The organism is Streptomyces sp. ITFR-6 (genome assembly GCF_031844725.1).
In the GTDB taxonomy this organism is placed as follows: Bacteria; Actinomycetota; Actinomycetes; order Streptomycetales; family Streptomycetaceae; genus Streptomyces.
On record NZ_CP134612.1, the window covers coordinates 1,643,453 to 1,667,430 of the forward strand.

Annotated in this window: 22 protein-coding genes, 1 other RNA gene and 1 pseudogene; 6 read left to right on the forward strand and 18 right to left on the reverse strand. The window is 70.4% G+C overall.

Annotation, left to right across the window (positions count from 1 at the left end; all coding sequences use genetic code 11):
• The first annotated feature begins 82 nt into the window (after window positions 1-82).
• Genes RLT59_RS07150 through RLT59_RS07160 form a run of 3 tightly spaced genes read left to right on the forward strand, consistent with a single transcriptional unit; the run spans window position 83 to window position 3,420 of the window.
• Window positions 83-1,720: an AMP-binding protein gene (locus RLT59_RS07150; protein ID WP_311302626.1), complete on the forward strand. Its 1,638-nt coding sequence runs from the start codon at window positions 83-85 to the stop codon at window positions 1,718-1,720.
• 4 nt (window positions 1,721-1,724) lie between these two features.
• Complete coding sequence (locus RLT59_RS07155; protein WP_311302627.1) at window positions 1,725-2,540, forward strand: PaaX family transcriptional regulator; 816 nt, start codon at window positions 1,725-1,727, stop codon at window positions 2,538-2,540.
• A 43-nt stretch (window positions 2,541-2,583) separates the two neighbouring features.
• Window positions 2,584-3,420 (forward strand): GNAT family N-acetyltransferase, encoded by an 837-nt coding sequence (locus RLT59_RS07160; RefSeq protein WP_311302628.1) that lies wholly within the window; start codon window positions 2,584-2,586, stop codon window positions 3,418-3,420.
• 87 nt (window positions 3,421-3,507) lie between these two features.
• On the opposite strand, the gene RLT59_RS07165 is transcribed toward RLT59_RS07160, so the two are convergent.
• Entirely contained in the window at window positions 3,508-5,811 is a 2,304-nt protein-coding gene (locus RLT59_RS07165; RefSeq protein ID WP_311302629.1) for a bifunctional salicylyl-CoA 5-hydroxylase/oxidoreductase, read from the reverse strand.
• The gene (locus RLT59_RS07170; protein WP_311302630.1) at window positions 5,808-6,635 is read right to left on the reverse strand and encodes an enoyl-CoA hydratase family protein; all 828 of its coding nucleotides are present in this window, start codon (window positions 6,633-6,635) and stop codon (window positions 5,808-5,810) included. The genes RLT59_RS07165 and RLT59_RS07170 overlap by 4 nt, the downstream gene beginning before the upstream one ends.
• Window positions 6,636-6,887: 252 nt before the next feature.
• Here RLT59_RS07170 and RLT59_RS07175 point away from each other — a divergent pair, with 252 nt between their 5' ends.
• Window positions 6,888-7,322, forward strand: a complete 435-nt coding sequence (locus RLT59_RS07175) for an ATP-binding protein (protein WP_311307638.1) — start codon at window positions 6,888-6,890, stop codon at window positions 7,320-7,322.
• Window positions 7,323-7,353: 31 nt separating this feature from the next.
• Here RLT59_RS07175 and RLT59_RS07180 read toward each other — a convergent pair whose 3' ends face one another.
• From RLT59_RS07180 to RLT59_RS07210, 7 genes and pseudogenes are all read right to left on the reverse strand, one after another.
• On the reverse strand, window positions 7,354-8,772 hold the full coding sequence (locus RLT59_RS07180) for an amino acid permease (protein ID WP_311302632.1): 1,419 nt from the start codon (window positions 8,770-8,772) through the stop codon (window positions 7,354-7,356).
• A gap of 179 nt (window positions 8,773-8,951) precedes the next feature.
• Window positions 8,952-9,956, reverse strand: coding sequence for an ornithine carbamoyltransferase (argF, locus tag RLT59_RS07185; RefSeq protein WP_311302633.1), 1,005 nt, complete (start codon window positions 9,954-9,956; stop codon window positions 8,952-8,954).
• 111 nt (window positions 9,957-10,067) lie between these two features.
• Window positions 10,068-11,300: an arginine deiminase gene (locus tag RLT59_RS07190; protein WP_311302634.1), complete on the reverse strand. Its 1,233-nt coding sequence runs from the start codon at window positions 11,298-11,300 to the stop codon at window positions 10,068-10,070.
• Window positions 11,301-11,392: 92 nt separating this feature from the next.
• Entirely contained in the window at window positions 11,393-14,011 is a 2,619-nt protein-coding gene (locus RLT59_RS07195) for a polynucleotide kinase-phosphatase (protein WP_311302635.1), read from the reverse strand.
• Entirely contained in the window at window positions 14,008-15,495 is a 1,488-nt protein-coding gene (locus RLT59_RS07200; protein ID WP_311302636.1) for a 3' terminal RNA ribose 2'-O-methyltransferase Hen1, read from the reverse strand. The genes RLT59_RS07195 and RLT59_RS07200 overlap by 4 nt, the downstream gene beginning before the upstream one ends.
• A gap of 43 nt (window positions 15,496-15,538) precedes the next feature.
• Window positions 15,539-16,579 carry a homocysteine S-methyltransferase gene (mmuM, locus tag RLT59_RS07205; RefSeq protein WP_311302637.1) on the reverse strand — a complete coding sequence of 347 codons (1,041 nt, stop codon included), beginning with the start codon at window positions 16,577-16,579 and terminating at the stop codon, window positions 15,539-15,541.
• 16 nt (window positions 16,580-16,595) lie between these two features.
• A pseudogene (locus tag RLT59_RS07210) lies at window positions 16,596-17,423 on the reverse strand (LLM class F420-dependent oxidoreductase); the annotation flags it as partial.
• Between the two features lie 1,259 nt (window positions 17,424-18,682).
• Between RLT59_RS07210 and RLT59_RS07215 the strand changes: the two are divergent.
• Together RLT59_RS07215 and RLT59_RS07220 are read left to right on the forward strand one after the other, a co-directional pair.
• On the forward strand, window positions 18,683-18,925 hold the full coding sequence (locus RLT59_RS07215) for a GntR family transcriptional regulator (RefSeq protein ID WP_311302638.1): 243 nt from the start codon (window positions 18,683-18,685) through the stop codon (window positions 18,923-18,925).
• Between the two features lie 108 nt (window positions 18,926-19,033).
• Entirely contained in the window at window positions 19,034-20,011 is a 978-nt protein-coding gene (locus RLT59_RS07220) for a helix-turn-helix domain-containing protein (RefSeq protein ID WP_311302639.1), read from the forward strand.
• 195 nt (window positions 20,012-20,206) lie between these two features.
• Here RLT59_RS07220 and RLT59_RS07225 read toward each other — a convergent pair whose 3' ends face one another.
• From RLT59_RS07225 to RLT59_RS07265, 9 genes are all read right to left on the reverse strand, one after another.
• The gene (locus tag RLT59_RS07225; RefSeq protein ID WP_311302640.1) at window positions 20,207-20,362 is read right to left on the reverse strand and encodes a hypothetical protein; all 156 of its coding nucleotides are present in this window, start codon (window positions 20,360-20,362) and stop codon (window positions 20,207-20,209) included.
• Window positions 20,363-20,412: 50 nt separating this feature from the next.
• Complete coding sequence (locus tag RLT59_RS07230) at window positions 20,413-21,072, reverse strand: DUF2637 domain-containing protein (RefSeq protein WP_311302641.1); 660 nt, start codon at window positions 21,070-21,072, stop codon at window positions 20,413-20,415.
• Window positions 21,073-21,163: 91 nt separating this feature from the next.
• Window positions 21,164-21,916 (reverse strand): hypothetical protein, encoded by a 753-nt coding sequence (locus tag RLT59_RS07235; protein WP_311302642.1) that lies wholly within the window; start codon window positions 21,914-21,916, stop codon window positions 21,164-21,166.
• Window positions 21,917-22,158: 242 nt separating this feature from the next.
• Complete coding sequence (locus tag RLT59_RS07240; RefSeq protein ID WP_311302643.1) at window positions 22,159-22,389, reverse strand: hypothetical protein; 231 nt, start codon at window positions 22,387-22,389, stop codon at window positions 22,159-22,161.
• Complete coding sequence (locus RLT59_RS07245) at window positions 22,386-22,610, reverse strand: hypothetical protein (protein WP_311302644.1); 225 nt, start codon at window positions 22,608-22,610, stop codon at window positions 22,386-22,388. The genes RLT59_RS07240 and RLT59_RS07245 overlap by 4 nt, the downstream gene beginning before the upstream one ends.
• A gap of 68 nt (window positions 22,611-22,678) precedes the next feature.
• On the reverse strand, window positions 22,679-22,861 hold the full coding sequence (locus RLT59_RS07250; RefSeq protein WP_311302645.1) for a hypothetical protein: 183 nt from the start codon (window positions 22,859-22,861) through the stop codon (window positions 22,679-22,681).
• 100 nt (window positions 22,862-22,961) lie between these two features.
• A complete protein-coding gene (locus tag RLT59_RS07255) occupies window positions 22,962-23,234 on the reverse strand; it encodes a hypothetical protein (RefSeq protein ID WP_311302646.1) in 273 nt (90 codons plus the stop codon).
• Between the two features lie 10 nt (window positions 23,235-23,244).
• Window positions 23,245-23,308, reverse strand: an RNA gene (locus tag RLT59_RS07260) — hammerhead ribozyme type II.
• A gap of 174 nt (window positions 23,309-23,482) precedes the next feature.
• A complete protein-coding gene (locus RLT59_RS07265; RefSeq protein ID WP_311302647.1) occupies window positions 23,483-23,896 on the reverse strand; it encodes a hypothetical protein in 414 nt (137 codons plus the stop codon).
• Between the last annotated feature and the right edge of the window lie 82 nt (window positions 23,897-23,978).

The window sequence follows — 23,978 nt, forward strand, 5'->3', positions numbered from 1 at the left end:
CCTCGCAGTCAGTTTTATCGCGGACCGTTGACTACCGTCACCCAAACGATACGCTCCAGGGGCGACAAGGGGGCGATCCGTCATGGACCCGAAGACCTCAGCGCACATCGACAGTTTTGCCAGGGACCACCTGCCACCCGAGGACCAGTGGCCGGAGCTGGTCTTCGACCTGCCCGAGCTGCACTATCCGGACCGGCTGAACTGCGCCGCCGAACTCCTGGACCGTACGACCGAGCGCTTCGGACCGGACCGCGCCGCCTTCCGTACGCCGGACGGCGCGGTGCTGAGTTACGGGGAGCTGCGCGAACTGGTCGACCGGATCGCCCATGTCCTCACCTCGGACCTCGGGGTCGTGCCCGGCAACCGGGTCCTGCTGCGCGGACCGACCACGCCCCGCCTCGCCGCCTGCTGGCTGGCGGTCCTGAAGGCCGGCGCGATCGCCGTCACCGTGCTGGCCCAGCAGCGGGCCTCCGAGCTCGCCACGATCTGCTCGATCGCCCGGATCAGCCACGCCCTGTGCGACACCCGCTCGGTCGACGACCTGGCGAGGGCCCAGGTACCGGGGCTGCGGATCACCGCGTACGGCGGTGACGCGCCGGACGACCTGCTGCGGCTGGCAGCCGGGAGGCCGGGCCCCTACCCGGCCGTGGACACCGCGTCCGACGATGTCGCGCTGATCGCGTTCACCTCGGGCACCACCGGCCGCCCGAAGGGCTGTATGCACCTGCACCGCGATGTGCTGGCCATCGCGGACACCTTCTCCCGGCACGTCCTGCGGCCGGTGCCGGACGACGTGTTCGCCGGTTCCCCGCCGCTCGGCTTCACCTTCGGGCTCGGCGGACTGGTGGTCTTCCCGCTGCGGGCCGGCGCCTCCGCGCTGCTGCTGGAACAGGCCGGCCCCAAGCTGTTGCTGCCCGCCCTCGCCGCCCACCGCGTCTCGGTGCTGTTCACCGCGCCCACCGCCTACCGGGTGATGCTCGACGGGATCGACGGGCACGACCTCTCCGCGCTGCGCCGCTGTGTCTCCGCGGGTGAGAACCTGCCCGAAGACACCTGGCGGGCCTGGCACGAGCGGACCGGTCTGCGCATCATCAACGGCATCGGCGCCACCGAGCTGCTGCACATCTTCGTCTCCGCGGCCGACGACGCGATCCGCCCAGGCACCACCGGCGTCCCGGTGCCCGGCTGGCAGGCCCGGGTGGTGGACCGGGACGGCGTACAGGTCCCGGACGGCGAGCCGGGGCTGCTGGCCGTACGCGGGCCGGTCGGCTGCCGCTACCTCGCCGACGAACGGCAGCGGGACTACGTACGGCACGGCTGGAACCTCACCGGCGACACCTATGTGCGCGACGCGGACGGCTACTTCCGGTACGTGGCCCGCGCCGACGACATGATCATCTCCTCCGGCTACAACATCGCGGGCCCCGAGGTCGAGGAGGCCCTGCTGCGCCACCCGGAGGTGGCGGAAGCCGCGGTGGTGGGCCGTGAGGACGAGCTGCGCGGCCGGATCGTGGCGGCGTACGTGGTGCTGCGGGAGGGCTCCGCGCTCTCGGCCGACGCGCTGCGCGCCTTCATGAAGACGGAACTGGCACCGCACAAGTGCCCCCGCCTCATCACGTTCCTGCCCGCACTCCCCCGTACCGCGACGGGCAAACTGCAGCGGTTCCGGCTGCGTACGGGCGACCGGGGTGCCGGCCCCGCCGCGCCGGGACGAGAATGATCGCATGGCCGAACCGCACGCACCCCGCTCGCTGATCGTCACCCTCTACGGTGCCTACGGCCGGACCCCCGAAGAGGCCCCGCTGCCGGTCTCCGGGATCGTCCGGCTGCTCGGTGCCGTCGGTGTGGAGGCCCCGGCCGTACGGTCCTCCGTCTCCCGGCTGAAGCGGCGGGGGCTGCTCGTCGCCGCCCGGACGGCGGACGGGGCCGCGGGGTACGCGCTGTCGGCCGACGCCCGCCAGCTGCTCGACGACGGCGACCGGCGCATCTACCGGCACCCGGCCCCCCGGCTCGACGACGGCTGGGTGCTCGCGGTGTTCTCCGTGCCGGAGGCCGAGCGCGACAAGCGGCACCTGCTGCGCTCGCGGCTGTCCCGGCTGGGATTCGGCACCGCCGCCCCCGGTGTCTGGATCGCCCCGGCGGGTCTGTACGACGAGACCCGGCACACTCTGGAGCGGCTCGGGCTCGCCCCGTACGTCGACCTGTTCCGCGGTGACCACCTGGGCTTCGCCGCCACCGGCGAGTCTGTGGCGCGCTGGTGGGACCTGCAGGCGGTGGCCCGGCTCCACCACGGCTTCCTGGAGCGCCACGAACCCGTGCTGCGGGCCTGGGACTCCCGGCCGGACGAGGTGCCGGATCCGGAGGCGGCGTACCGGGATTACCTGAGGGCGCTGGACTCCTGGCGGCAGGTGCCGTACGCGGACCCGGGACTGCCGCCGGAACTCCTGCCGCAGGGATGGCCGGGCACCAGGTCCGCCGAGGTGTTCGGAAGGCTGCACGAGCGGTTGCGGGACGCCGGGGCGGAGTTCGTCCGCGGATAAACCGGCTGCGCCCGCGGTGCCGCGCCCGGCAGAATGCGCGTGCATGACATGGACTTTCACCGACGACGTCAACGTCTTCCTCGACGCGGCCGGCGCCTCGCTGGCGGCCCGGCCTGCCGAGAACACACTCGTGCTGACCATCACCGCGGCCCTTCGCCGCCACGGTCCGCACGCCTTCGGCGAACATCCCCCGGTCACGGGCTGGTGGCGCGGTCCCAGGGGCGAGGTCGCGGGGACCCTGATCCACACACCGCCCTACCCGGTCTCGCTGAACACGCTCGCCCCGCAGGCGGTCGGACCGCTGATGGCCGCCCGCCCGCTCACCCGCGTCAACGCGGACCGGGCCATCGCGGAGGCGGTGGCGGCCCACTGGCCCGCGCACCGTGTCGATGAGGAGGAACGGCTCTACCGGCTGGGCGAACTGGTCCCGCCCTCCCCCGCGCCCACCGGCCGGGCGAGGGCCGCCACCCCCGCCGACCGGGAGCTGCTGCTGCGCTGGTTCGCGGCGTTCAGCGCCGAGATCGGCGGGCCGGACCGCGGTGTGGGCCATCACGAGCGGGCGGTGGACGAGCGGACGGCGGAAGGCAGGCTGACGCTCTGGGAGGACGGCGGTGTCTCCGTGTCGATGGCGGGCGTCTCCCTCCGGCTCGCCGGCACGGTCCGCGTCGCTCCGGTCTACACACCGCCCGAGCACCGCGGCCGCGGCTACGCGGCGGCGGTGACCGCCGAGATCAGCCGCGCGTCCCGGCAGGCGGGCGCGGCCGAGGTGCTGCTCTTCACCGACCTGTCGAACCCGACCAGCAACGGCGTGTACACGCGGATCGGCTACCGGGCCGTCTCGGACCGGATGCTGGTCAGCGTGGCGTCCGACGATGACTGAGGGCGCCGAACCGCTCTGGCTGGTCGCGGCGAACGTGGTGCTGTGGCGGCGGTACGGGGAGCTGGGGCAGCCACGCGTGCCTGCCGTTCAGCCCAGGGTGAGCCGGGGTTTCGGTGCGTCGGTGCGGCCGGCCGGCGGGGTGCGGCTGCCCGCGCGGTACGGGAGCGGCCAGGGCGCGCCCGGTCCCGGGTAGCCCTGTTCGGCGGCCGCGTGCAGCGTCCAGTGCGGGTCGTAGAGGTGGGGGCGGGCCAGGGCGCAGAGGTCGGCGCGGCCCGCGAGCAGCAGGGAGTTGACGTCGTCCCAGGAGGAGATGGCGCCGACCGCGATGACCGGCACGCACAGGGCGTTGCGGATCCGGTCGGCGTACGGGGTCTGGTAGGAGCGGCCGAACTCGGGCCGCTCACCCGGGACGACCTGCCCGGTGGAGACGTCGATGGCGTCGGCGCCGTGCGCGACGAACGCGCGGGCGATCCCGACGGCGTCCTCGGCCGTGGTGCCACCCTCGGCCCAGTCCGTGGCGGAGATCCGGACGGTCATCGGCCGGTCGTCCGGCCACAGCTCCCGGACCGTGTCGAAGACCTCCAGCGGGAAGCGGAGCCGGTTCTCCAGTGATCCGCCGTAGCGGTCGGTGCGCTGGTTGGTGAGGGGCGAGAGGAAGCCGGAGAGCAGGTAGCCGTGGGCACAGTGCAGTTCCAGGAGGTCGAATCCGCAGGCGTCGGCGCGGCGGGCGGCGTCCGCGAACTGCCCGCGCACGGCGTCGAGACCGGCCCGGTCCAGGGCGTGCGGGATCTGGCTGGCCCCCTGCGCGTACGGGATCGGGGAGGCGGCCACCAGGGGCCAGTTCCCCGTGTCGAGCGGCTGGTCGATGCCGTCCCACATGAGCTTGGTGGAGCCCTTGCGGCCGGAGTGGCCGAGCTGGACGCCGATGGCGGTGCCGGGTGATCCGGTGTGCACGAAGTCGGTGATCCGGCTCCAGGCGGCGGCCTGGTGTTCGTTGTAGAGGCCGGTGCAGCCGGGGGTGATGCGCCCCTCGGGGCTGACGCAGACCATCTCCGTCATGACCAGCCCCGCGCCGCCGAGCGCCCTCGCGCCCAGGTGGACGAGGTGGAAGTCGCCGGGGACACCGTCGGTCGCCGAGTACATGTCCATGGGCGATACGACGACGCGGTTGCGCAGTTCGAGGCCGCGCAGCCGCAGCGGGGTGAACATCGGCGGGGTGCCGGGCGGGCAGCCGAACTCCTCCTCGACGGCGGCGGTGAAGGAGGAGTCGCGCAGCCGCAGGTTGTCGTGGGTGACGCGGCGGCTGCGGGTGAGGAGGTTGAACGCGAACTGGCGGGGCGGCTGGTCGACGTACGTACCCAGCTCCTCGAACCAGCGCAGGCTGGCCGCGGCGGCGCGCTGGGTCGATTCGACGACGGGGCGGCGCTCGCTCTCGTACGCGGCGAGTGCCGCGGGCAGTCCTGGCCGCTCCTCGATGCAGGCGGCGAGCGCGAGGGCGTCCTCCACGGCGAGTTTGGTGCCGGAGCCGATGGAGAAGTGCGCGGTGTGGGCCGCGTCGCCGATGAGGACCGTGTTGCCGTGCGACCAGTGGGCGTTGACGACGGTGCTGAAGGTGAGCCAGGAGGAGTTGTTGGAGCGCAGCGGCCGGCCGCCGAGCGCGGCGTCGAAGATCGTGGCGCAGTGCCGGACCGACTCGGCCGGTTCGCAGGTGTCGAATCCGGCGGCCCGCCAGACCTCTTCGCGCATCTCCACGATGACGGTGGAGGCGTCCGGGGAGAAGGGGTAGCCGTGCAGTTGCATGACGCCGTACGCGGTCTCGGCCGTCTCGAAGCGGAAGGCGTCCAGGGCGAAGTCGGCGGCGAGCCAGATGTAGCGGCAGCGGTGGTCGCTGACGCGGGGGCCGAAGCTGTCGGCGTGGGCCTCGCGGGTGGCGCTGTGCACCCCGTCGGCGGCGATGACCAGGTCGTGGGAGGAGGCGAGTTCGGCGGCGGGCGGGGCCTGGGTGCGGAAGCGGAGCCGCACCCCGAGGGAGGCGCAGCGTTCGTGCAGGATCTCCAGGAGGCGGCGGCGGCCGAGCGCGGCGAAGCCGTGGCCGCCGGAGGTCTGGGTGTGGCCGCGGTGGACGATGTCGATGTCGTCCCAGCGGACGAACTCCTTCTGGAGCGCGCGGTGGACCGTGGGGTCGGCGTGTTCGATGCCGCCGAGCGTCTCGTCGGAGAGGACGACGCCGAAGCCGAAGGTGTCGTCGGGTGCGTTGCGCTCCCAGAGGGTGATCTCGCGCTCCGGGCCGAGCCGCTTGAGCAGCGCCGCGGCGTAGAGCCCGCCGGGGCCGCCGCCGATGACGGCGATGCGGTGCGGGCCCGCGGGGTGGCCGGTGCCGGAGGCTGTCACCGGCCCTGCCACTTCGGCGGCCGCTTCTCGGTGAAGGCGGCGTGGAACTCGGCGTAGTCCTCGCCGTGCATCAGGAGGGCCTGGGTGGCGGCGTCCATCTCGACGGCGGCGGCGAGTGGCATGTCGAGTTCGGCGGTGAGCAGCGCCTTGGTCTGGGCGAGGGCGAGCGCGGGGCCGTCCGCGAGGCTGCGCGCCAGCTCCGTGGCCCGCTCGTCGGCGCGGCCTTCCTCGGTCAGTTCGCTGATCAGCCCGATGCGTTCCGCCTCGGGTGCGCGGACGTGGTCGCCGAGCATCAGGAGTCTGGTGGCGTGGCCGAGGCCGACCACCCGGGGCAGCAGGTAGGCGGCGCCCATGTCGCCGCCGGAGAGCCCGACGCGGGTGAAGAGGAAGGCGAACCGGGCCGTCGGGTCCGCGATCCGGAAGTCGGCGGCCAGCGCGAGGACGGCGCCCGCGCCCGCGGCGACCCCGTGCAGGGCCGCGACGACGGGGAAGGGGCATTCGCGCAGGGCCCGTACGACCTGGCCGGTCATCCGGTTGAAGTCCAGGAGCTGGGCGGTGTCCATCGCGAGGGTGGCCCCGATGATCTCGTCCACGTCGCCGCCGGAGCAGAAGCCGCGCCCCTCCCCGGCCAGCACCAGGGCCCGCACGGAACGCTCCGTGGACAGCTCGGCCAGCAGATCGCGCAGATCCGCGTAGGCGCCGAAGGTCAGGGCGTTGAGCTTCTCGGGGCGGGCCAGGGTGACGGTGGCGACCCCGTCGCGCGTCGTGACCCGGAGGTGGCGCCAGTTCTCCGTACGTGGTGCGGAGCTGGGAAACGGGCTCATGGAGGGTGGTCCCCTTCAGCCGACGGGCTGCTGCTTGCATCGAATTTATCACTCGTACGTGACTTCCGTCACGAGTACGCGATAGCTGACGCGGAGTGTGAGGCCTCGGATACGTGGAGCGGGGAAAGCAGTGACGAAAGTCCCCCTTCGTACCGGTCGACAGCCCCTTGTCCGAGCCGCGATGCTTCGTACGGTTGAACCAAGAAGCAATGCGTTCCAGGAACGTTTCGACTCCGAATGGAACCCCCCGCCGTGCCGCCCGATGTCCCCGCCCCCGCCTCCTGGCGGATCGCGCTGCCGCACACGGCCGCGGCCGTGCCGATCGCGCGCGCCCTGATCCGTACGGCGCTGGCGGACATCGAGGCCTCGGCGGACAGCGACACCGCCGAACTCCTCACCGCAGAACTGGTCGCGAACGCGGTGGAGCACACGCCGGGCGACGAGCCGGTCGAGCTGGTGGTGGAGCTGCTGCCGACCGGCTGTCAGGTGGAGGTGCACGACCGCGATCCCGCGCCGCCGGGCGACCTCTCCCACCCCGGCCCCGGCAGCGAGCAGGACCCCTGGCAGGAGCACGGCCGGGGGCTGCTGCTGATCCGCACCCTCAGCTCTTCCTGCGGTCACCGCACGACGGAAGGGGGCAAGGCGGTGTGGTTCACCCTGCCGTCCCAGGCCGGCCCCTTGGACTGACGGACTGGCGGGCTGACGCGTTCCGTACGGATCAGGCCCCGGTCCGGCCCGCCAGACGTGACCGGCTTCGGCCGTAGCAGGCGTACAGCACCGCACCGGCCGCGAGGAACACCGCGAACTGCGCCCAGGTCGTCCAGCCGGTCCCGTACATCAGGTAGACGCAGAAGCCGACCCCGAGCAGCGGGCCGACCGGGTGCAGCGGGATCCGGAGGGCGCCCCGCACCTCGGGGTTGCGGCGGCGCAGGACGATCACCGCGATGTTGACCGCGACCATGGTGGCGAGCGTGCCGATGGTCGTCACGTTCACCACCACGTCGAGTGACGAGAAGGCGGCGGGGACGGCGAAGACGGTGGCCACGATCCAGGTGTTGGCCACCGGTGTCGAGGTGCGCGGCGAGACCCGTTCGAAGACCCTCGGGACCAAGCCGTCGCGCGACATCGACATGAGGATGCGGGTCTGCCCGTACATCACCGCGAGGACGACCGAGGCGATGGCGACGATCGCCCCGAAGGCGATGATCCCGCCGCCGACCGTCGAGCCGGTGACCTGGTCGACGATCAGCGAGAGCGCGGCCGGCTTGTCCGACACGGCGTCCGGGCCGAGGGCGGCGAGGGCGACCGCGCAGTAGAGCAGCGTGACCAGCCCGATGCAGATCATGATCGCGACCGGGATGTTGCGCCGGGGGTTCTTGACCTCCTCGCCCGCGGTGGTGATGGCGTCGAACCCGATGTACGAGAAGAACGCCAGCGACGCCCCCGCGGTGACCCCACCCGCGCCGTGCGCCGCGAACGGGGTGAGGTTGCCGTGCTCGAAGGCGGTGAAGGCGATGGCGCAGAACATCACCAGGACGGTGATCTTGAGGACCGCCATCGCGGCGGTGGCTCCGGCGCTCTCCCGGATGCCCCGCACCAGCAGGGTGGCGGCCATCATGACGACGATGACCGCGGGCAGGTTGATCACGCCGCCGTCACCGGGTCCGGAGGAGAGCGCGATGGGCAGCTGCCGTCCGAACAGGCTGTCGAGCAGCTCGTTCACGTACTGGCTCCAGCCCACCGCCACGGCGGAGACGGATACCCCGTACTCCAGGAGCAGGCACCAGCCGACGAGGAAGGCGACGAGTTCGCCGAGGGTGGCGTAGGCGAAGGAGTACGAACTGCCGGACACCGGGATCGCGCTGCCCAGCTCGGCGAAGGAGAAGGCGGTGAAGATGCAGGTGATCGCCGCGAGTACGAAGGACAGCACGACGGCCGGGCCTGCCTCGGCCACGCTGTCGGAGAGGCCGACGAAGATGCCGGTGCCGACGACGGCGCCGACTCCGAAGCACACCAGCTGGAAGAGCCCCATGGTGCGCTTGAGGCCGTGCCCCTCCAGGTCGGACCCCGACTCCGCGATCAGCTGGTGGGGGTCCTTGACGCGGTACGGCGGTCCGGGCAGACGCAGGGGGCTCACGGGGCTGTTCTCATCTCTGGTGGCACATGCGGGGGGAGTGCGCCGGGGGCCGTGGGGACCGGTGGGGCGCACGGAAATGGGGTTCGAGCGTGCGAGCTCGAACCCCACCGACGGGACCATAATAGGTACCCATGCGCATGTTCACCCAATTGAGCGCATGAACATGCGGTCTGTACCGATCAGCGCCCGGCCAGCGTCGCGACCAGCACCGCCTTGATCGTGTGCATCCGGTTCTCCGCCTCGTCGAAGACGACCGAGTGGGCCGACTCGAAGACCTCGTCGCTGACCTCCAGCTCGGTCAGCCCGTGCCGGGCGTGGATCTCCCGTCCCACCTTGGTGCCCAGGTCGTGGTAGGCCGGGAGGCAGTGCAGGAACTTCACGCCGGGGTTGCCGCTGGCCCGCAGGACGTCCATGGTGACGGCGTACGGCGCGAGGGCGGTGATGCGCTCGTCCCAGACCTCCTTGGGCTCCCCCATCGAGACCCAGACGTCGGTGGCGATGAAGTCGGCGCCGCGCACGCCCTCTGCGATGTCCTCGGTGAGCGTGACGGTCGCCCCGCTTGTCTCCGCGAGCCTGCGGGCCTCCGCGACGATCCCGTCGGCGGGCCAGTAGGCCTTCGGCGCGACGATCCGCACGTCCATGCCCAGCAGGGCGCCGGTGACCAGGTAGGAGTTGCCCATGTTGAACCGGGCGTCACCGAGGTAGGCGAAGGCGATCCGCTCCAGCGGCTTCGTGCTGTGCTCGGTCATGGTGAGGCAGTCGGCGAGCATCTGGGTGGGGTGCCAGTCGTCGGAGAGCCCGTTGAAGACCGGCACCCCGCCGTACTCCGCCAGCTCCTCGATGGCCGCCTGGCTGTCGCCCCGGTACTCGATCCCGTCGAACATCCGGCCAAGGACGCGCGCGGTGTCCTTCACCGACTCCTTGTGCCCCATCTGGGAGCCGGACGGGTCGAGGTACGTGGTGGCCGCACCCTGGTCGGCGGCGGCCACCTCGAACGCACACCGGGTACGGGTCGAGGTCTTTTCGAAGATCAGCGCGATGTTCCGGCCGCGCAGCCGCCGTACCTCGGCCCCCGCCTTCTTCGCGGCCTTCAGCTCGGCGGCCAGGTCGATCAGGCCGCGGAACTCCTCGGCCGTGAAGTCCAGCTCCTTGACGAAGTGGCGGCCTGCGAGGTCTATGGCCATGGTGACTGCTCCTGGGTCGGGCGGGGGGACGCATACGGTAACCCTGGAAGTCTATACGATGCAATGCATCGCTATACAGGACCTTGGGGGCGCCCTCCCGCCGGTCCCGCGCTACACCGGATCGCGCACCACGGGGCAGCTCATGCAGCGGGGCCCGCCCCGGCCCCGGCCCAGTTCGCTGCCGCGGATCTCGATGACCTCGATCCCCTCCTTGCGCAGGTGGGCGTTGGTGGTGGCGTTGCGCTCGTAGGCGACGACGACGCCCGGTTCGACGGCCAGCACGTTGCAGCCGTCGTCCCACTGCTCGCGCTCGGCGGCGTGCACGTCCTGGGTGGCGGTGAGGACCCGGATCGAGTCCAGCCCCAGCGCCTCCGCGATGGCGCGGTGCATGTGCTCCGGCGGATGGTCGGTGACCTTGAGATCGCGCGGGCCGTCTCCCGGTTCGATGGTGTACGAGCGGAGCATCCCCAGGCCCGCGTATTTGGTGAAGGTGTCCCCGTCGACCATCGTCATCACGGTGTCGAGGTGCATGAAGGCCCGGCTCTTGGGCATGTCGAGCGCCACGATCGTCCGGGCCGACCCGGCGTCGAAGAGCCCGCGGGCCAGCATCTCCACCGCCTGCGGGGTGGTGCGCTCACTCATCCCGATGAGGACGGCGCCCCGGCCGATGACCAGGACGTCGCCGCCCTCGATGGTGGAGGGGTAGTCGTCCTGCCCCTGCGACCAGTGGTGGAAGGCGCCCGCGTCGGGGCCGGTGAAGAGCGGATGGTGGCCGTAGATCGCCTCGAAGTGGACGGTCTCGCGCTGCCGGGCCGGCCAGCGCATGGCGTTGATCGACACCCCGTCGTAGATCCACGCCGAGGTGTCACGGGTGAAGAGGTGGTTCGGCAGCGGCCCGAGCAGGAAGTCGTCCAGATCCATGACGTGGAAGCGGACCGAGGTCGGCTCCCGGAACCGCCCCAGGAACTCCCGTTTGGTCATCCCGCCGACCAGCGCCTCGCAGAGCTCGGCGGCGGTCAGCTCCTCGAAGGCGGCCCGCAGATGTTCGGTGGCGAGCGGGCCGTACTCCTTCTCCTCGAAGACCCGGTCCAGGACGAGGCGCCGGGCCACCGGAATCTCCAGCGACTCCTGGAGCAGGTCCCCGAAGAGATGCACCTCCACCCCGCGGTCGCGCAGCACGTCCGCGAACCCGTCGTGCTCCTGGCGGGCCCGGCGCACCCAGAGCACATCGTCGAAGAGCAGCGCGTCCTTGTTGCTCGGGGTGAGCCGTTTCAGTTCCAGACCGGGGCGGTGCAGGATGACGCGGCGCAGCCGCCCGGCCTCGGAGTCGACATGGAATCCCATACCCACATCCTCACCGCGCGGAGCGCCGTTCACCCGGCGAATCGCCTGCCGGTTCTGCGCGGACCGGCACTACGGGCGAGGGTCCACCGGCACTACAGGCGGGGGTCCACCGGCTCCGACTCCAGGGCCAGCACCGCGAACACCGCCTCGTGCACCCGCCACAGCGGTTCGCCACCGGCCAGCCGGTCCAGGGCTTCGAGCCCCAGGGCGTACTCGCGCAGGGCGAGCGAGCGCTTGTGGCCGAGGAACCGGCCGCGCAGCCGCTCCAGGTTCTCCGGGCGGGTGTACTCCGGTCCGTAGATGATCCGCAGGTACTCCCGGCCGCGCACCTTGATGCCCGGCTGGACCAGCCGCCCCTTGTCGTCCCTGGCGAACGCACCGAGCGGCTTGACCACCATGCCCTCGCCGCCCCGGCCGGTCATCTCCCGCCACCAGTCGGTGCCGGAGCGCACCGAAGCCTCGTCGGCGGTGTCGACGACGATGCTTCGGGTGACCTGGAGCAGCCCCGTGGGGTCGTGCTCCACCAGCCGGTCCAGCCAGCCCAGTTGCTCGTCATGGGGAACGGTGGCGAGCGAGCGGCCCTGCACCGCGAGGACCTGGAACGGTGCCAGCCGCACTCCGTCCAGCCCCTCGGTGCTCCAGCAGTAACGGCGGTAGGCCTCGGTGAACGCTGCCGCGTCCTCCGCCCGGCCGCGCTGCCGGTCCGCGAGCGCGCCGACGTCGATGCCGCGCTCCGCCGCTGCGGCGAGGGCGGCCTCCGCCGCGGGGAGGACGGCGCCGGACGCGGCGCCGACCGCCGCGTACTGCGAGCGGAGCAGTCCGGCCGCCTTGAGGGACCAGGGCATCAGCTCGGCGTCGAGCAGTACCCAGTCGGTGTCCCACTCCTCCCAGAGCCCGGCGGCGGTGACGGCGGCACGCAGCCGGCCGAGGACCACCTCGGTCAGCGCGGCGTCGTCCAGGAACGGGCGCCCGGTGCGGGTGTGCAGGGCGCCCGTCGGGCCGTCTCCTGCGCTACCGGAACCGGCGTCCCCCGTCCCGAAGCGCTCCCGCGCCACGTCGGCGTCCCGGCAGACCAGGGCGACCGCCCGCGAGCCCATGTGCTTCTCCTCGCAGACCACCCTGGCCACGCCGTCCGCCCGGTACTGCGCGAACGCCTCTGCCGGGTGCTCCAGATAGCCCTCCTCCTTCGAGGTGGCCGTCGGCGCCATGGTCGGCGGCAGGTAGGCCAGCAGCCGGGGGTCGACGGCGAACCGGCTCATGACCTCCAGCGCGGCCGCCGCGTTCTCCTCGCGCACCGCGATCCGGCCCATGTGCCGGGTCTCCACGATCCGCCGGCCGCTCACATCGCCGAGGTCCAGCGGACGGCCCTCGTGGCCGCCCGGCGCCTCGGAGGCCAGCGGCTTCACCGGCTCGTACCAGACCCGCTCGGCCGGTACGTCGACGAGTTCACGCTCCGGCCAGCGCAGCGCGGTCATCTTTCCGCCGAAGACGGCGCCGGTGTCCAGGCAGATGGTGTTGTTGACCCAGGAGGTGGTGGGTACGGGGGTGTGGCCGTAGACGACGGTGGCCCGGCCCCGGTAGTCCTCCGCCCACGGGTAGCGCACCGGCAGGCCGAACTCGTCGGTCTCGCCCGTGGTGTCGCCGTACAGCGCGTGCGAGCGGACCCTTCCGGAGGTGCGCCCGTGGTACTTCTCCGGCAGCCCGGCGTGGCAGACGACCAGCTTGCCGCCGTCCAGCACGTAGTGGCTGACGAGCCCGTCGATGAACTCACCGACCCGCTTCCGGAACTCCGGGTCCTTGGTGTCCTCCCGCTCCAGTTGCTCGACGGTCTCCGCGAGTCCGTGGGTCTGGTGCACCTTGCGGCCCTTGAGGTAGCGGCCGAGTTTGTTCTCGTGGTTGCCGGGCACGCAGAGCGCGTTGCCGTCCGACACCATCGACATCACGCGGCGCAGCACGCCGGGGCTGTCGGGTCCGCGGTCGACGAGGTCTCCGACGAAGACCGCGGTACGTCCCTCCGGGTGCGCTCCGTCCGCGTAGCCGAGCTTGCCGAGGAGGGTCTCCAGCTCGGAGCTGCAGCCGTGGATGTCTCCGATGATGTCGAACGGTCCGGTGAGGTGGCGGAGGTCGTTGTAGCGGCGCTCCCGCACCACTTCGGCGTGAGCGGCCTCGCCCTCAGTGCGCAGGATGTGGACCTTGCGGAAGCCCTCGCGCTCCAGTCCGCGCAGCGAGCGGCGCAGCTCGCGGCGGTGGCGCTGGACGACATGGCGGCCCATGCCCGCCCGGTCGGGGCGGGCGGCGTTGCGTGCCTGGCAGACCTCCTCCGGCAGGTCCAGCACGATCGCGATGGGCAGCACGTCGTGTTCCCGGGCCAGCTTCACCAGCTGCCGGCGGCTCTCGGGCTGGACGTTCGTGGCGTCGACGACGGTCAGCCGTCCGGCGGCCAGCCGCTTGCCCGCGATGTAGTGCAGGACGTCGAAGGCGTCCCGGCTGGCGCTCTGGTCGTTCTCGTCGTCGGCGACCAGTCCCCGGCAGAAGTCCGAGGAGATGATCTCGGTCGGCCTGAAGTGCCGGTGCGCGAAGGTGGACTTGCCCGAGCCGCTCGCCCCGATGAGGACCACGAGGGAGAGGTCGGTCACCGGCAGGACGCGCGGGACGCTCCGGCTGGTGCTGTCGTCGGTGCTGTCACCGGCGCTGTCGTTGGTCCCGCTCATGCGGCTTTCGCCTCCTTCTCCTTCTCGTCGGCCGCGGTCATGGTGAACACGGCCATCTGGGTGGGCGGCCCCACCTCCGGGTCGTCGGGTCCGACGGGCACGAACTCCACCCCGTACCCGTGCCGGCGGGCCACTTGGCCGGCCCAGTCCCGGAATTCGGCCCGGGTCCATTCGAAGCGGTGGTCGCCGTGCCGGACGTGCCCGGCCGGGAGCGTCTCCCAGCGGACGTTGTACTCGACGTTCGGCGTGGTCACCAGGACGGTGCGGGGCCGGGCAGAGCCGAACACCGCGTACTCCAGCGCGGGCAGCCGAGGCAGGTCGAGATGCTCGATGACCTCGCTGAGCACCGCCGCGTCGTACCCCTTGAGCCGCTTGTCCGTGTACGTGAGCGAGCCCTGCTGAAGCGTCACGCGAGCGGCCTGCCGCTCCCCCATCCGGTCCAGCTTCAGCCGGCGCGAGGCCACGGTGAGGGCGCGCATCGAGACGTCGACCCCGACGATCTCTGTGAAACGCACGTCCTTCAGCAGGGCCTGTACCAACTGGCCCTGTCCACAGCCCAGGTCGAGCACCCGGCTCGCTCCGGCGCCGTCCAACGCGGCCAGGATCGCGGTCCGCCGCTGCTCCGCGAGCGGCACCGGCCGCTCCTCCGTGTCGGTCGTCTCGTCGACCGCGTTGTCGACGCTCTCGACGTCGAGGTCGTCCGACTCCGCGAGCCGGACCAGCTCCAGCCGCTCCATCGCCTGCCTCGTCAGCCCCCAGCGCCGGGCCAGATAACGGCTGGTGATCAGCTTCTGCTCGGGGTGGTCGGCCAGCCAGCCCTCACCCGCGCGCAGCAGCTTGTCCACCTCGTCCGGCGCCACCCAGTAGTGCTTCGCGTCGTCGAGCACCGGCAGCAGGACGTACAGCTGCCGCAGCGCGTCCGCCAGCCGCAACTCGCCCTCCAGCACGAGCCGTACGTACCGCGAGTCCCCCCACTCGGGGAACCGCTCGTCGAGCGGTACGGCCACCGCGTCCACCCGCGACCAGCCGAGCGGACCGAAGAGCCCCCGCACCAGCTCGGCACCACCACGGGCCGGCAGTGCGGGCACCTCGATCCGCAGCGGCAGCGTCGCCTCGGCCCGCTCGGGCATCGCCCGACAGGTGCCGCTCAGCGCGGACTTGAAGACGGTGCTCATCGCGACGGACAGCAGCGAGGAGGCGGCGTACGGGCGGTCGTTGACGTACTGGGCGAGTGCCGCGTCGGGGGCACCGCTCCGGCCCTTGCCCTTGCCCTTGCCCTTGCCCTTGCGCACCAGCGCCACGGGGTCCACCTCCAGCAGCAGCGCCGCCGTGCAGCGCTCCGCGGACGCCTCGGGATAGAAGACGTGCGCGGTGCCGTGGGAGGTGGAATACGTCTGCGCCTTCTCGGGATGCTTGTGCAGCAGGAATCCGAGATCGGTGGCGGGACGCTCCGGGTTGCCGGTTGTACTGATCGTCAGGAACACGCGCCCGATTATGGTCCGGTTCGCTCCCTCCCACCAGGCAATTTCAGCCCGGCTCCGGTTCTTCCCGCCCTCCTTCCCGCCCTCCCTCCCGGTGGTTCGCCGACGGTGCGGCGAGCAGCGCGGCCAGCTCCCCGATGGTGTCCGGACCGACCCGGCAGCAGCCTCCGACCAGCCGGGCACCCGCCGCCCGCCAGGCCCGGACCCGGCCGGGATCGAACGTGGCGCCTCCGGTCCATCCCCGTCCCCCGGCATCCCAGTGCTCCCCGCTGTTCGGGTAGACCACGACCGGCTTCCCGCTCACCTCCGCCGCCGTCCGCACCGCGAGGTCCGCCTCTGCCGGATCGCAGCAGTTCACCCCGACCGCCACCACCCGTCCGTACCCCGCCGCGAGGCCGAACGCCTCCTCCAGCGACTGCCCTGCCCTGGTCTCCCCGCGCGCCACGGTGTAGGAGAGCCAGACCGGCAGCCCGGTCCCCTCCGCGACCCGCAGGAGCGCCTCCGCCTCATCGGTGTCCGGCACCGTCTCCAGTGCCAGCGCGTCGGGCCCTGCGGCGGCCAGCGCCTCGATCCGGGGGCGGTGGAAGCGTTCCAGCTCCCGGACCGAGAGCCCGTACCGGCCCCGGTACTCGGCGCCGTCCGCCGTCACCGCCCCGTACGGGCCGACCGAGGCGGCGACCCACACGTCCCGCTCCACCGAAGCGGCCGCACGCCGGGCCAGCTCCACACTGCGGGCGAACAGCGCGGCGGCCTCCGCCCACCCGGCCCCGCGCCGCCCGAACCCTTCGAAACTCGCCTGATAACTGGCGGTGATCAACACCTGCGCACCCGCTCGCACATACGCCGTGTGCGCCTGTTCGATCTGCTCGGGCCCGTCGGCTAGCAGCCTCGCGGACCACAGCGCGTCGGACAGATCGCAGCCCTGCGACTCCAGCTGGTTGGAGAGGCCACCGTCGAGCAGGACCGTCCCCGCCGCGAGGGCGGCCGCGAGGGGCCGGGACGGCGTCCCGGCGAACGGCCGGCCCGAGGCGCGGGCATCACAACTGGAGGCGTGGACGTCACGGCCGGGATCGTGGGCGGGCTGCACGGGTGTTCCTCCGGTCTCAGGTGAGCTGGGACCGGACCTGCGACGAGATCAGCTCCAGGTGGTCCAGGTCATCGAGATCCAGCACCTGGAGGTAGATCCTCGAAGCGCCGATGGCCTCGAACCGGCCGATCTTGTCCACCACTTCGGCGGGCGAGCCCGCCAGGCCGTTCGCCTTGAGCTCCGACACGTCCCGTCCGATGACGGCGGCACGGCGCGCCACCTCGGCATCGCCCTTGCCGACACAGACGACCAGGGCGTTGGAGTACACCAGGTCGTCCGGCCTCCGGCCCGCCGCCGCGGCCGCTTCCCTGACCCGGCCGAACTGCTGCTCGCTGTCCTCCAGACCGGCGAAGGGGATATTGAACTCATCGGCGTACTGGGCGGCGAGCCTCGGCGTGCGCTTCGCGCCGTGCCCGCCGATCAGCACCGGCACCTTGGCCTGCGCCGGCTTCGGCAGTGCGGGCGAGTCGCTGAGCTGGTAGTACGTGCCGTCGTAGCTGAACGTCTTGCCGACCTCGGTCGACCACAGCCCGGTGATGATCGCCAGCTGCTCCTCCAGCCGGCCGAACTTCTCCTGCGGGAACGGAATGCCGTACGCCTTGTGCTCATCCTCGAACCAGCCGGCGCCCAGGCCGAGTTCGACACGGCCGCCGGACATCTGGTCGACCTGTGCCACCTGGATGGCGAGCACGCCGGGGAGGCGGAACGTCCCTGCCGTCATCAGCGTGCCGAGGCGGATCCGCTTGGTCTCGCGCGCCAGTCCGGCGAGGGTGATCCAGGCGTCCGTCGGGCCGGGGAGACCGTCGCCCCCTCCCATGCGCAGATAGTGGTCGGAACGGTAGAAGCGCCAACGTTGCTACCCTACCGCAGCTCTGGGCCTCGCGCACGCGAAAGAGCCCCCGCCCCTCCAGGGTTCCATCCCCTGAACGAGCGAGGGCTCGACTGTGGGCCCCGAAGGGCTACATCATGTGTCCGCAGCCGCCACAGACGAACTGCGATTCGTTCGTCGGGTTGCCGTTCGCATCCGTATCCACCGTTTTGTACATCGTACCGCCGCATTTCGGGCAGCCGGTTGTTCGAATATCCTGACCCATGGTCGCTTCCAGCCCTTCGAGGATCTGTCGGTCCGATTCCCGCTCTACTGCCCGCGGGCCCAGAGCGGCGTCAAGAAGAGCCAGAGCCCGGAGGCGTCCGGCCTCGCGCTGTTCAATCGCGTCGGGAGTCTCTCCCGGCCGGCCGACACGAGGGCATGTGGCACACCACCGGCGGTCGGTGCCGTCGGTGACCATCTCCGTGTGGCAGTGAGGACACATCACAGAACCTGTCTACCTCCTCCGGGACCGTATATGCGCGAGCGGCAGGGGGTGGCATGCCAACCTCTCCCCTGCCGCCCTCCGCGCGCTGGAGGTGACGCCCCTAGCGCGCGGGTCTGCGGGAGGAGATGGAGCCGCTGGGTGAAATCGGCCCCACCTCCTCGTTCCGCGCCCATCGGGGGCGCGACCGCACCTAGCCGTCAGCGGGCGTGGGGGACGCCCTGGGTGTCGGTACGGAGTCTTCTCCTTCACGGGTGACGAAGGCCAGCCCCGTCACCGTCCGCCGGAACTGGCGGTGGTTACTGCGGCCGGCGTGCTCCATGCATTCGGCGTCGACGTCTCCGCCGTTCTTCGACTTCCGGGCGGTCCACGGGCAGTGGAGGCATGCGGCTTCGTACGTGATGGTGTCCGGGTGTTGCCGTAGCGTGTGGACGACGCTGCGTATCAGCGTTCGGACGGTCATCTGTGCCGCCGGATCTCAACGTTGCAGTCGGTCACGGTGGCCAGGTCGCCGGCCTTACGGGCTTCTTCCCGCCGACGGCCCCACGCTGTGCAGGTCTCACAGCCGAAGTTGGGGATCGGCTCCGGTGGCGCGTCCAGCGGGTCCGCCAGGTGAGCTTCCCGAGGTAACTGGTTAGTCTGATGCATGTCGATGCTCCTACTCAGCGTTGGCCGTACCCCCGGACCGGTCGCACGGTCGCGGGGGCCTTGCTTGCCTACAGCATGCTATAGAACACTGCGGCAGTCTATCGCTCGCACTGGCGTACCATGATCATCTACGGTCCGACGTGTGAGCATCAAGCTGGACGAGACGCGGCCCAAATGGCGACAGGTGGCCGACATCTTGCGTGCCCGGATTGCTGACGGAACCTACCCTCCAGGCGCCCGCGTACCGTCCGTTGTCGCGATCACGGGTGAGTTCGGTATCGCTGCCGTGACGGCCCAGAAGGTGCTGAAGGCACTTCGTGAGGAGGGACTGATTCGCACCGAAACCGGAATGGGTTCGTACGTCACGGACCCTCCCCCTCACTGATCAGCCTCGCCGTTGGAAGCCCCAGCATTGCGCGTCGATCGCAGGATTAGTGGTGACTGCTTGGTGACTGCATGGTGACTGACCGGGTTCGCGGGCTACGCTGGTGCCATGACTGGCGGGGATTTCGGACTCACCGTGCGGCAGGCTCTGCGCGAACGAAAGATCTCTATGCGGGCCGCAGCCCGAATGCTCTCGTATGATCATGCGTTCTTATCGCGAGTTCTGTCGGGTAAACAACTGCCGTCACCGCAGCTGGTCCAGGCGCTGGACAACCTGCTGGGGGCAGAGGGGACGCTCGTTGAACTTGCGGCGCCCCTGTCCGACCCCGACGTTGTCGACAGGGTTGAGCGAGTGGTAGCCCAGCCAAGCCGGCTGGACGCCCGGACCGTCGGGGCACTGGCTGACGTGTTGGCGGCTCAGCGGCGCCTGGACGATGCCGTGGGCCCTACGGCCGTCCTTCCCGCCACACAGGCTCAAGCGTCGACCGTCCGGAGCCTGTTGCGATCCTCTGGCGGCCCGCACCGTGGCGCGCTGGCGGACGTCGTGGCCGAGTGGGTGCAGTTCGAGGGGTGGCTCCATGCGTCCGCTCGAAGCGACGCACGGGCGCTCATACTGCTTGACGAGGCCGTGGAGCTGGCGGACGAGGCAGAGTCCGGGACCCTGGTTGCACAGGCACTGAATTTCCGCGGGTACGTTGCCCGTCAGCGCGAACAGCCCAGGGCGGTGACACGGTGGTTCTCCGCCGCCTACCACACCCCTGGGGCTCATCCGGCCCAGCGCATGGGCGACGCGACCCAGGCTGCGCATGGTTACGCGGAGCTGGGTCACACCGACGAGGCGCGGCGGATGCTTGACGAGGCCGCGAACCTTGCTGACGCTGCGGCAGATCAGCCGCCCGGTACGGCGTACTGGCTGACGCCTACGTTTCAGCGGTTGAGCCTCGGGCTGGCTCACCTCGGTCTCGGTGAGCACGCTGACGCCGCCGAGCATCTCCGCGCCGGCTTGTCGGGGCTTCCGGCCGACCAGCAGCGTGCGGAGTGGACCGGCGAGTACCGGGACGCGCTGGAGGTTGCGGAGGCTGCTTGACCCGGAACGCACGAAGCCCCCGCCGCGGAGTGCGACGAGGGCTCAGGGGTGGGGCTCAGATGGCGCGAAGTTCTCGACGGCCGCAACGCTCGCATCGGCGCGTCTGGCCGTCGACGACCTTCGGAGGGAGTCGGAGCAGTGGGGAGGAGTGCAGGACCGGGACGTCGGCCCACTTGGACCACTTGTGAATGTGGATCACTTGCCCGCCTCCGCCTCGTCCGCAGCACGCAGCAGAGCGGCGGCCAGCTCGCGGGCCTGAGCGGGGGTCAGCTCCTCCGGAGTGGTCGGGGACGTAAGGGCCACTACGTAGACCTGATCCTTGCTCCACCACGGCTCGTCTGCGAACACCACGAACCGAGCATCTCCGTTAACGGTCCCGATCTCTTCTCGCACGATCTCTCCTAAACGCTGACGGAACGACGACTCTTGACACTCTGGCACTCCCGGAGGTCAACCAGAACGTTGTTGGCGCCCTGACCCGGGTAGCTGATGATCTTTCCCTGTGCTTTCCACCCACGGACAGTCTCCGGGGCGACGTTCAGGACGTCAGCAACCTCCGCGTACGTCCGCAGGAGGGGCTTCTCCGGCTCCTTCACGGGCTCCTCGGGGTGTTGGGGCTCAGGCTCCTCGTCAGGCGCTCCAACGGCCTCCTGCGGGCCCTCCGTGGGTGCCTCGGTCACCTCCGCCGGCTTGGCGTCGTGCACCAGCAGCGAGCCACCAAGGAACGCCACCGCCGGCCAGCCCGCGACGAGGATGCGCAGCCACGTCGGAAGAGCGGACAGGTCCAGGACGCCGGAGGTGCCGACATTGGCGCCGAGCGACGTTGCCAGGGAGAGCAGAAACCAGAACCACGCCATGCCCTTATCGCGGCGCTCCTCCCCCGTCCGCATCCGACGCCAGGCCATGACCATCAGCAGGTCGACACTGATTGGGTATGCCCACGCCTTCCAACCGTCCTGACCGGCAGCGGCTGCGATGTCGTGGATGTGCGCGAAGGAAAGGGCGGCTGCGATGGTGGCCTGGATCAGGATGGGATCGATACGTCCCAACTTCGCGCGCATGAGGTCCTCGTCAGTGTGAATGGGTGTGCGTGGTGGTGTGTGGTGGAGCCCCTGGGATCTCTACTTCCAGGGGCTCCGGGTAGACCGTGCCCTACGCGGCAGTCGGTCTCACGTCGACCACGTATGGCATGGGGTGCAACTCCGCCGGGAGGTCCGTGTCGATCCCGTAACACGCCTGGTACTCAACGATTTTCTGTCGGGCCTCCTTCTCCGTGAGGCTCGGGAAGGTGTCGATGGTGAAGCCCTCTACGGGTTCTTCAATGCTGACGTAGTAGACCGGTGTGAGGACAACCGGCTGCGGGAACTCGCGGCACAGGTCCACTCCGAAACCGTTGATCTTGTTCCGAACGATCGGCTGTACTGGCGTCGTGATGTTGTCCAGGTCGAAGCACTCGTCCGAGCAGTACAGGGCATCACCGGGGCACTCGTTCGCACATGCCTTACGGTCACAAACGACCTTCGGCGGCTCAGCCTTCGACGCCCGGAAGTCCTGCCAGAGCGTATATGTTCCGTAGTGCCTGACTGCCCATCCGACGTCGTCGCCGTAGCACTTCCGCAGATACTCCTTGTACTCGCGGGTCTCACGGTCTTTCGCCTCGATAGCCCGCTCTCTGGCCTCGCTCCTCTCCCGGTGAGCTGCCTCTCGAACTCGCTCGTTGACCTCGCGCACGGTCCAGCCAGATGCCTTTGAGGCGCAGTGTGTCCCGAAGTACGCAACGCCCCCGTCCTCGTTGCCGTCGGCGTCGAGCGTCGCCAGAACGACGGTGCCCTTCAGTTCAGCGCGCCCGCAGAGGTCACATTCGGTGACGTCATCCGTGGTGCCCTTGATCTTGTAAGCCTTCATGTCCGCTCCTCCGTAAGTCACTTGCGATGTCTCGACTATGACAGATTCTGTTGCGCAACACAACACCTACGTCGGACCTCCGCAAGTCGACTCACGGAGCACCGCAACGAGCGCTCCCCCGGGCAGCGTCACGACCCACCCACCGCGCATCCTCGTCCGTCCGTAGCCGGCACGAACCGCCTGGCGGAGAAAGTGGCGTTGGGCCACGTCGTCGACGACGGTGGAGGCGCCGTTCTCCAACGTCACCCGGTAGCGCACGGGACGTTCCTGACGGGCCGGCAGACGTCAACGGGAGCGTCATGGTCGAGGAACGCCTCTCCCCCGTCGGTGAAGCGGATCCGGACGCACCCGACGGTGAAACGGTAGGCGTGCAGTGCGGCTGTCCGGGTGCGGCGGTGGAGGGTGAATTCGTCGCCGGCCTGGATCAGGCGAGCGGGAACGGTGAGGGTGGTGTGCGTCGGCAGGGTGTTCATGATGTCTCCTCCGCCAGTGACTCGCGGTTCAGGTCGACGTTGTCGAGCATGATGCGGACGCGCTCCCCGTGGATCAGGTAGTCCGTGATCCGGTCCGTGTCGGCCCGCGGGTAGCGCTGCACCATCTGCCAGGCGCGGGCGATGGCGACGGGGTGGGAGATGTGCGGGTAGGCGATGGTGAGGGCGGTTGCTGCGCGGCGGATTCTGCGGTGGCGGAACATCAGCGGTCTCCCGGGTCAGTGAGCTCGTCAGCAGCGCACCGGGCGTAGGTGCCCGTGGTGACGCCGTACTACTCGTCGGCCGGCACGTGGGCGGTGCACTGGTTCGCGGTGTAGCGGCTCTCCGTCCGCCCGTCGGTGTAGAGCCACGGCGTACGGTCGCCTGCGTGAAGGGGTGCGTAGCGGACCGGGGCGCCGTTATGGAGGATCTCCGCTCCGGCACGTTGAGCGCGGATGAGCTGGGCTGTTGTCATGTTGGCCGTCCTAGCGGTTGATGGAGTGCCCCGCCGCGGATTCGAACCGCGCGCCCTGGCGCTGGGGGCGCCGTGGACTTTCCTATGCGGGGCGGGTTGATCAAGCACTCACGCGCTCGGTGAGCTTCTCCAACCACTGCTCTCCCGCAGTCGTGAGGCCGACGAGGTACCCGCGCCCGTGCTCGAAGTGACCGGCTAGGCCGTGCCCACACGCCCAGTCGACGTCACGCGTCGAAGCGTCGATACCTTTGCGTACGGTGTAGAGGTTTTTCCGGTACGACCATCGCACCGTGCCTGCCGCGATTGCCCGAAGGGCTGACAGCTTCCGCTCGGGGTCGTACACCGAGTCAACCCGCTCCCGTGTGGCGTCCATCTCGTCCTCCTACGGCCTGCCTCATCAGCGCGGGTAGGCCAGTCCCCGCGGACGCCCCGGAGGGCGTTTCGGCTAGTGGAAGGTGCAGGCGTCACGACCCTGCACCTTCATCCGCTTGCACGTGCTGCCTCTCTTCGTGGGGGCTCCGCACTGCCGACGCGGGTCGTGGCTGGCGCACACCAGACGACCGGGCCGCACCGGGTTGATGCAGACATTGCCCCGCGACGTGGTGGCGACGCACCCCCCGCTCACAGCGCACCGCAGGACGGGCAGAAGGTGTACTGACTGGCGTACGGACCGCTTTCGATCTCGCTCCGGGTGCGTCGGACTCGGCGGTCTGTCTGACTGATCGGCCGGTCGTAGGCCCGGTACCGGCGGTTGCACAGAGCCCGTCCGTCAGGGCCGAATCGGTGTTCCACGTTCCCCGTGGCGGTAGAGGCCCAGTCCATGGGATCCGCGTCAGCCTCCGCCGGAGCGTCGACCTGGACGAGCCGGACGCTGCGGCCGTCCTTGTACTCGATGGCGTAGTCCGTGCGGGTAATGGAGGACATCGTCCGGACCTCACGCTTGCCGGCCATCATCGCGTTGTTGATCTCCGCCAGGCCCTCCTTGACGCTGACCTGGGAGGTGCTGCCGTTCTCGGTGCGCTCGTAGACCTTCATGATGTCCTCTCCTGCCAGACCCTCCGTGAGTCCCTGGCGATGTCTCGACTATGGCAGATTCTGTTGCGCAACACAACACCGC

Coding starts and splice junctions, on each gene's coding strand:
- RLT59_RS07150 (WP_311302626.1), top strand. CDS start 83: ATGGACCCGAAGACCTCAGCGCACATCGACAGTTTTGCCAGGGACCAC.
- RLT59_RS07155 (WP_311302627.1), top strand. CDS start 1,725: ATGGCCGAACCGCACGCACCCCGCTCGCTGATCGTCACCCTCTACGGT.
- RLT59_RS07160 (WP_311302628.1), top strand. CDS start 2,584: ATGACATGGACTTTCACCGACGACGTCAACGTCTTCCTCGACGCGGCC.
- RLT59_RS07170 (WP_311302630.1), bottom strand. CDS start 6,635: ATGAGCCCGTTTCCCAGCTCCGCACCACGTACGGAGAACTGGCGCCAC.
- argF (WP_311302633.1), bottom strand. CDS start 9,956: ATGGCCATAGACCTCGCAGGCCGCCACTTCGTCAAGGAGCTGGACTTC.
- RLT59_RS07190 (WP_311302634.1), bottom strand. CDS start 11,300: ATGGGATTCCATGTCGACTCCGAGGCCGGGCGGCTGCGCCGCGTCATC.
- RLT59_RS07195 (WP_311302635.1), bottom strand. CDS start 14,011: ATGAGCGGGACCAACGACAGCGCCGGTGACAGCACCGACGACAGCACC.
- RLT59_RS07220 (WP_311302639.1), top strand. CDS start 19,034: ATGACTGGCGGGGATTTCGGACTCACCGTGCGGCAGGCTCTGCGCGAA.
- RLT59_RS07230 (WP_311302641.1), bottom strand. CDS start 21,072: ATGCGCGCGAAGTTGGGACGTATCGATCCCATCCTGATCCAGGCCACC.
- RLT59_RS07235 (WP_311302642.1), bottom strand. CDS start 21,916: ATGAAGGCTTACAAGATCAAGGGCACCACGGATGACGTCACCGAATGT.
- RLT59_RS07240 (WP_311302643.1), bottom strand. CDS start 22,389: ATGAACACCCTGCCGACGCACACCACCCTCACCGTTCCCGCTCGCCTG.
- RLT59_RS07245 (WP_311302644.1), bottom strand. CDS start 22,610: ATGTTCCGCCACCGCAGAATCCGCCGCGCAGCAACCGCCCTCACCATC.
- RLT59_RS07250 (WP_311302645.1), bottom strand. CDS start 22,861: ATGACAACAGCCCAGCTCATCCGCGCTCAACGTGCCGGAGCGGAGATC.
- RLT59_RS07255 (WP_311302646.1), bottom strand. CDS start 23,234: ATGGACGCCACACGGGAGCGGGTTGACTCGGTGTACGACCCCGAGCGG.
- RLT59_RS07265 (WP_311302647.1), bottom strand. CDS start 23,896: ATGAAGGTCTACGAGCGCACCGAGAACGGCAGCACCTCCCAGGTCAGC.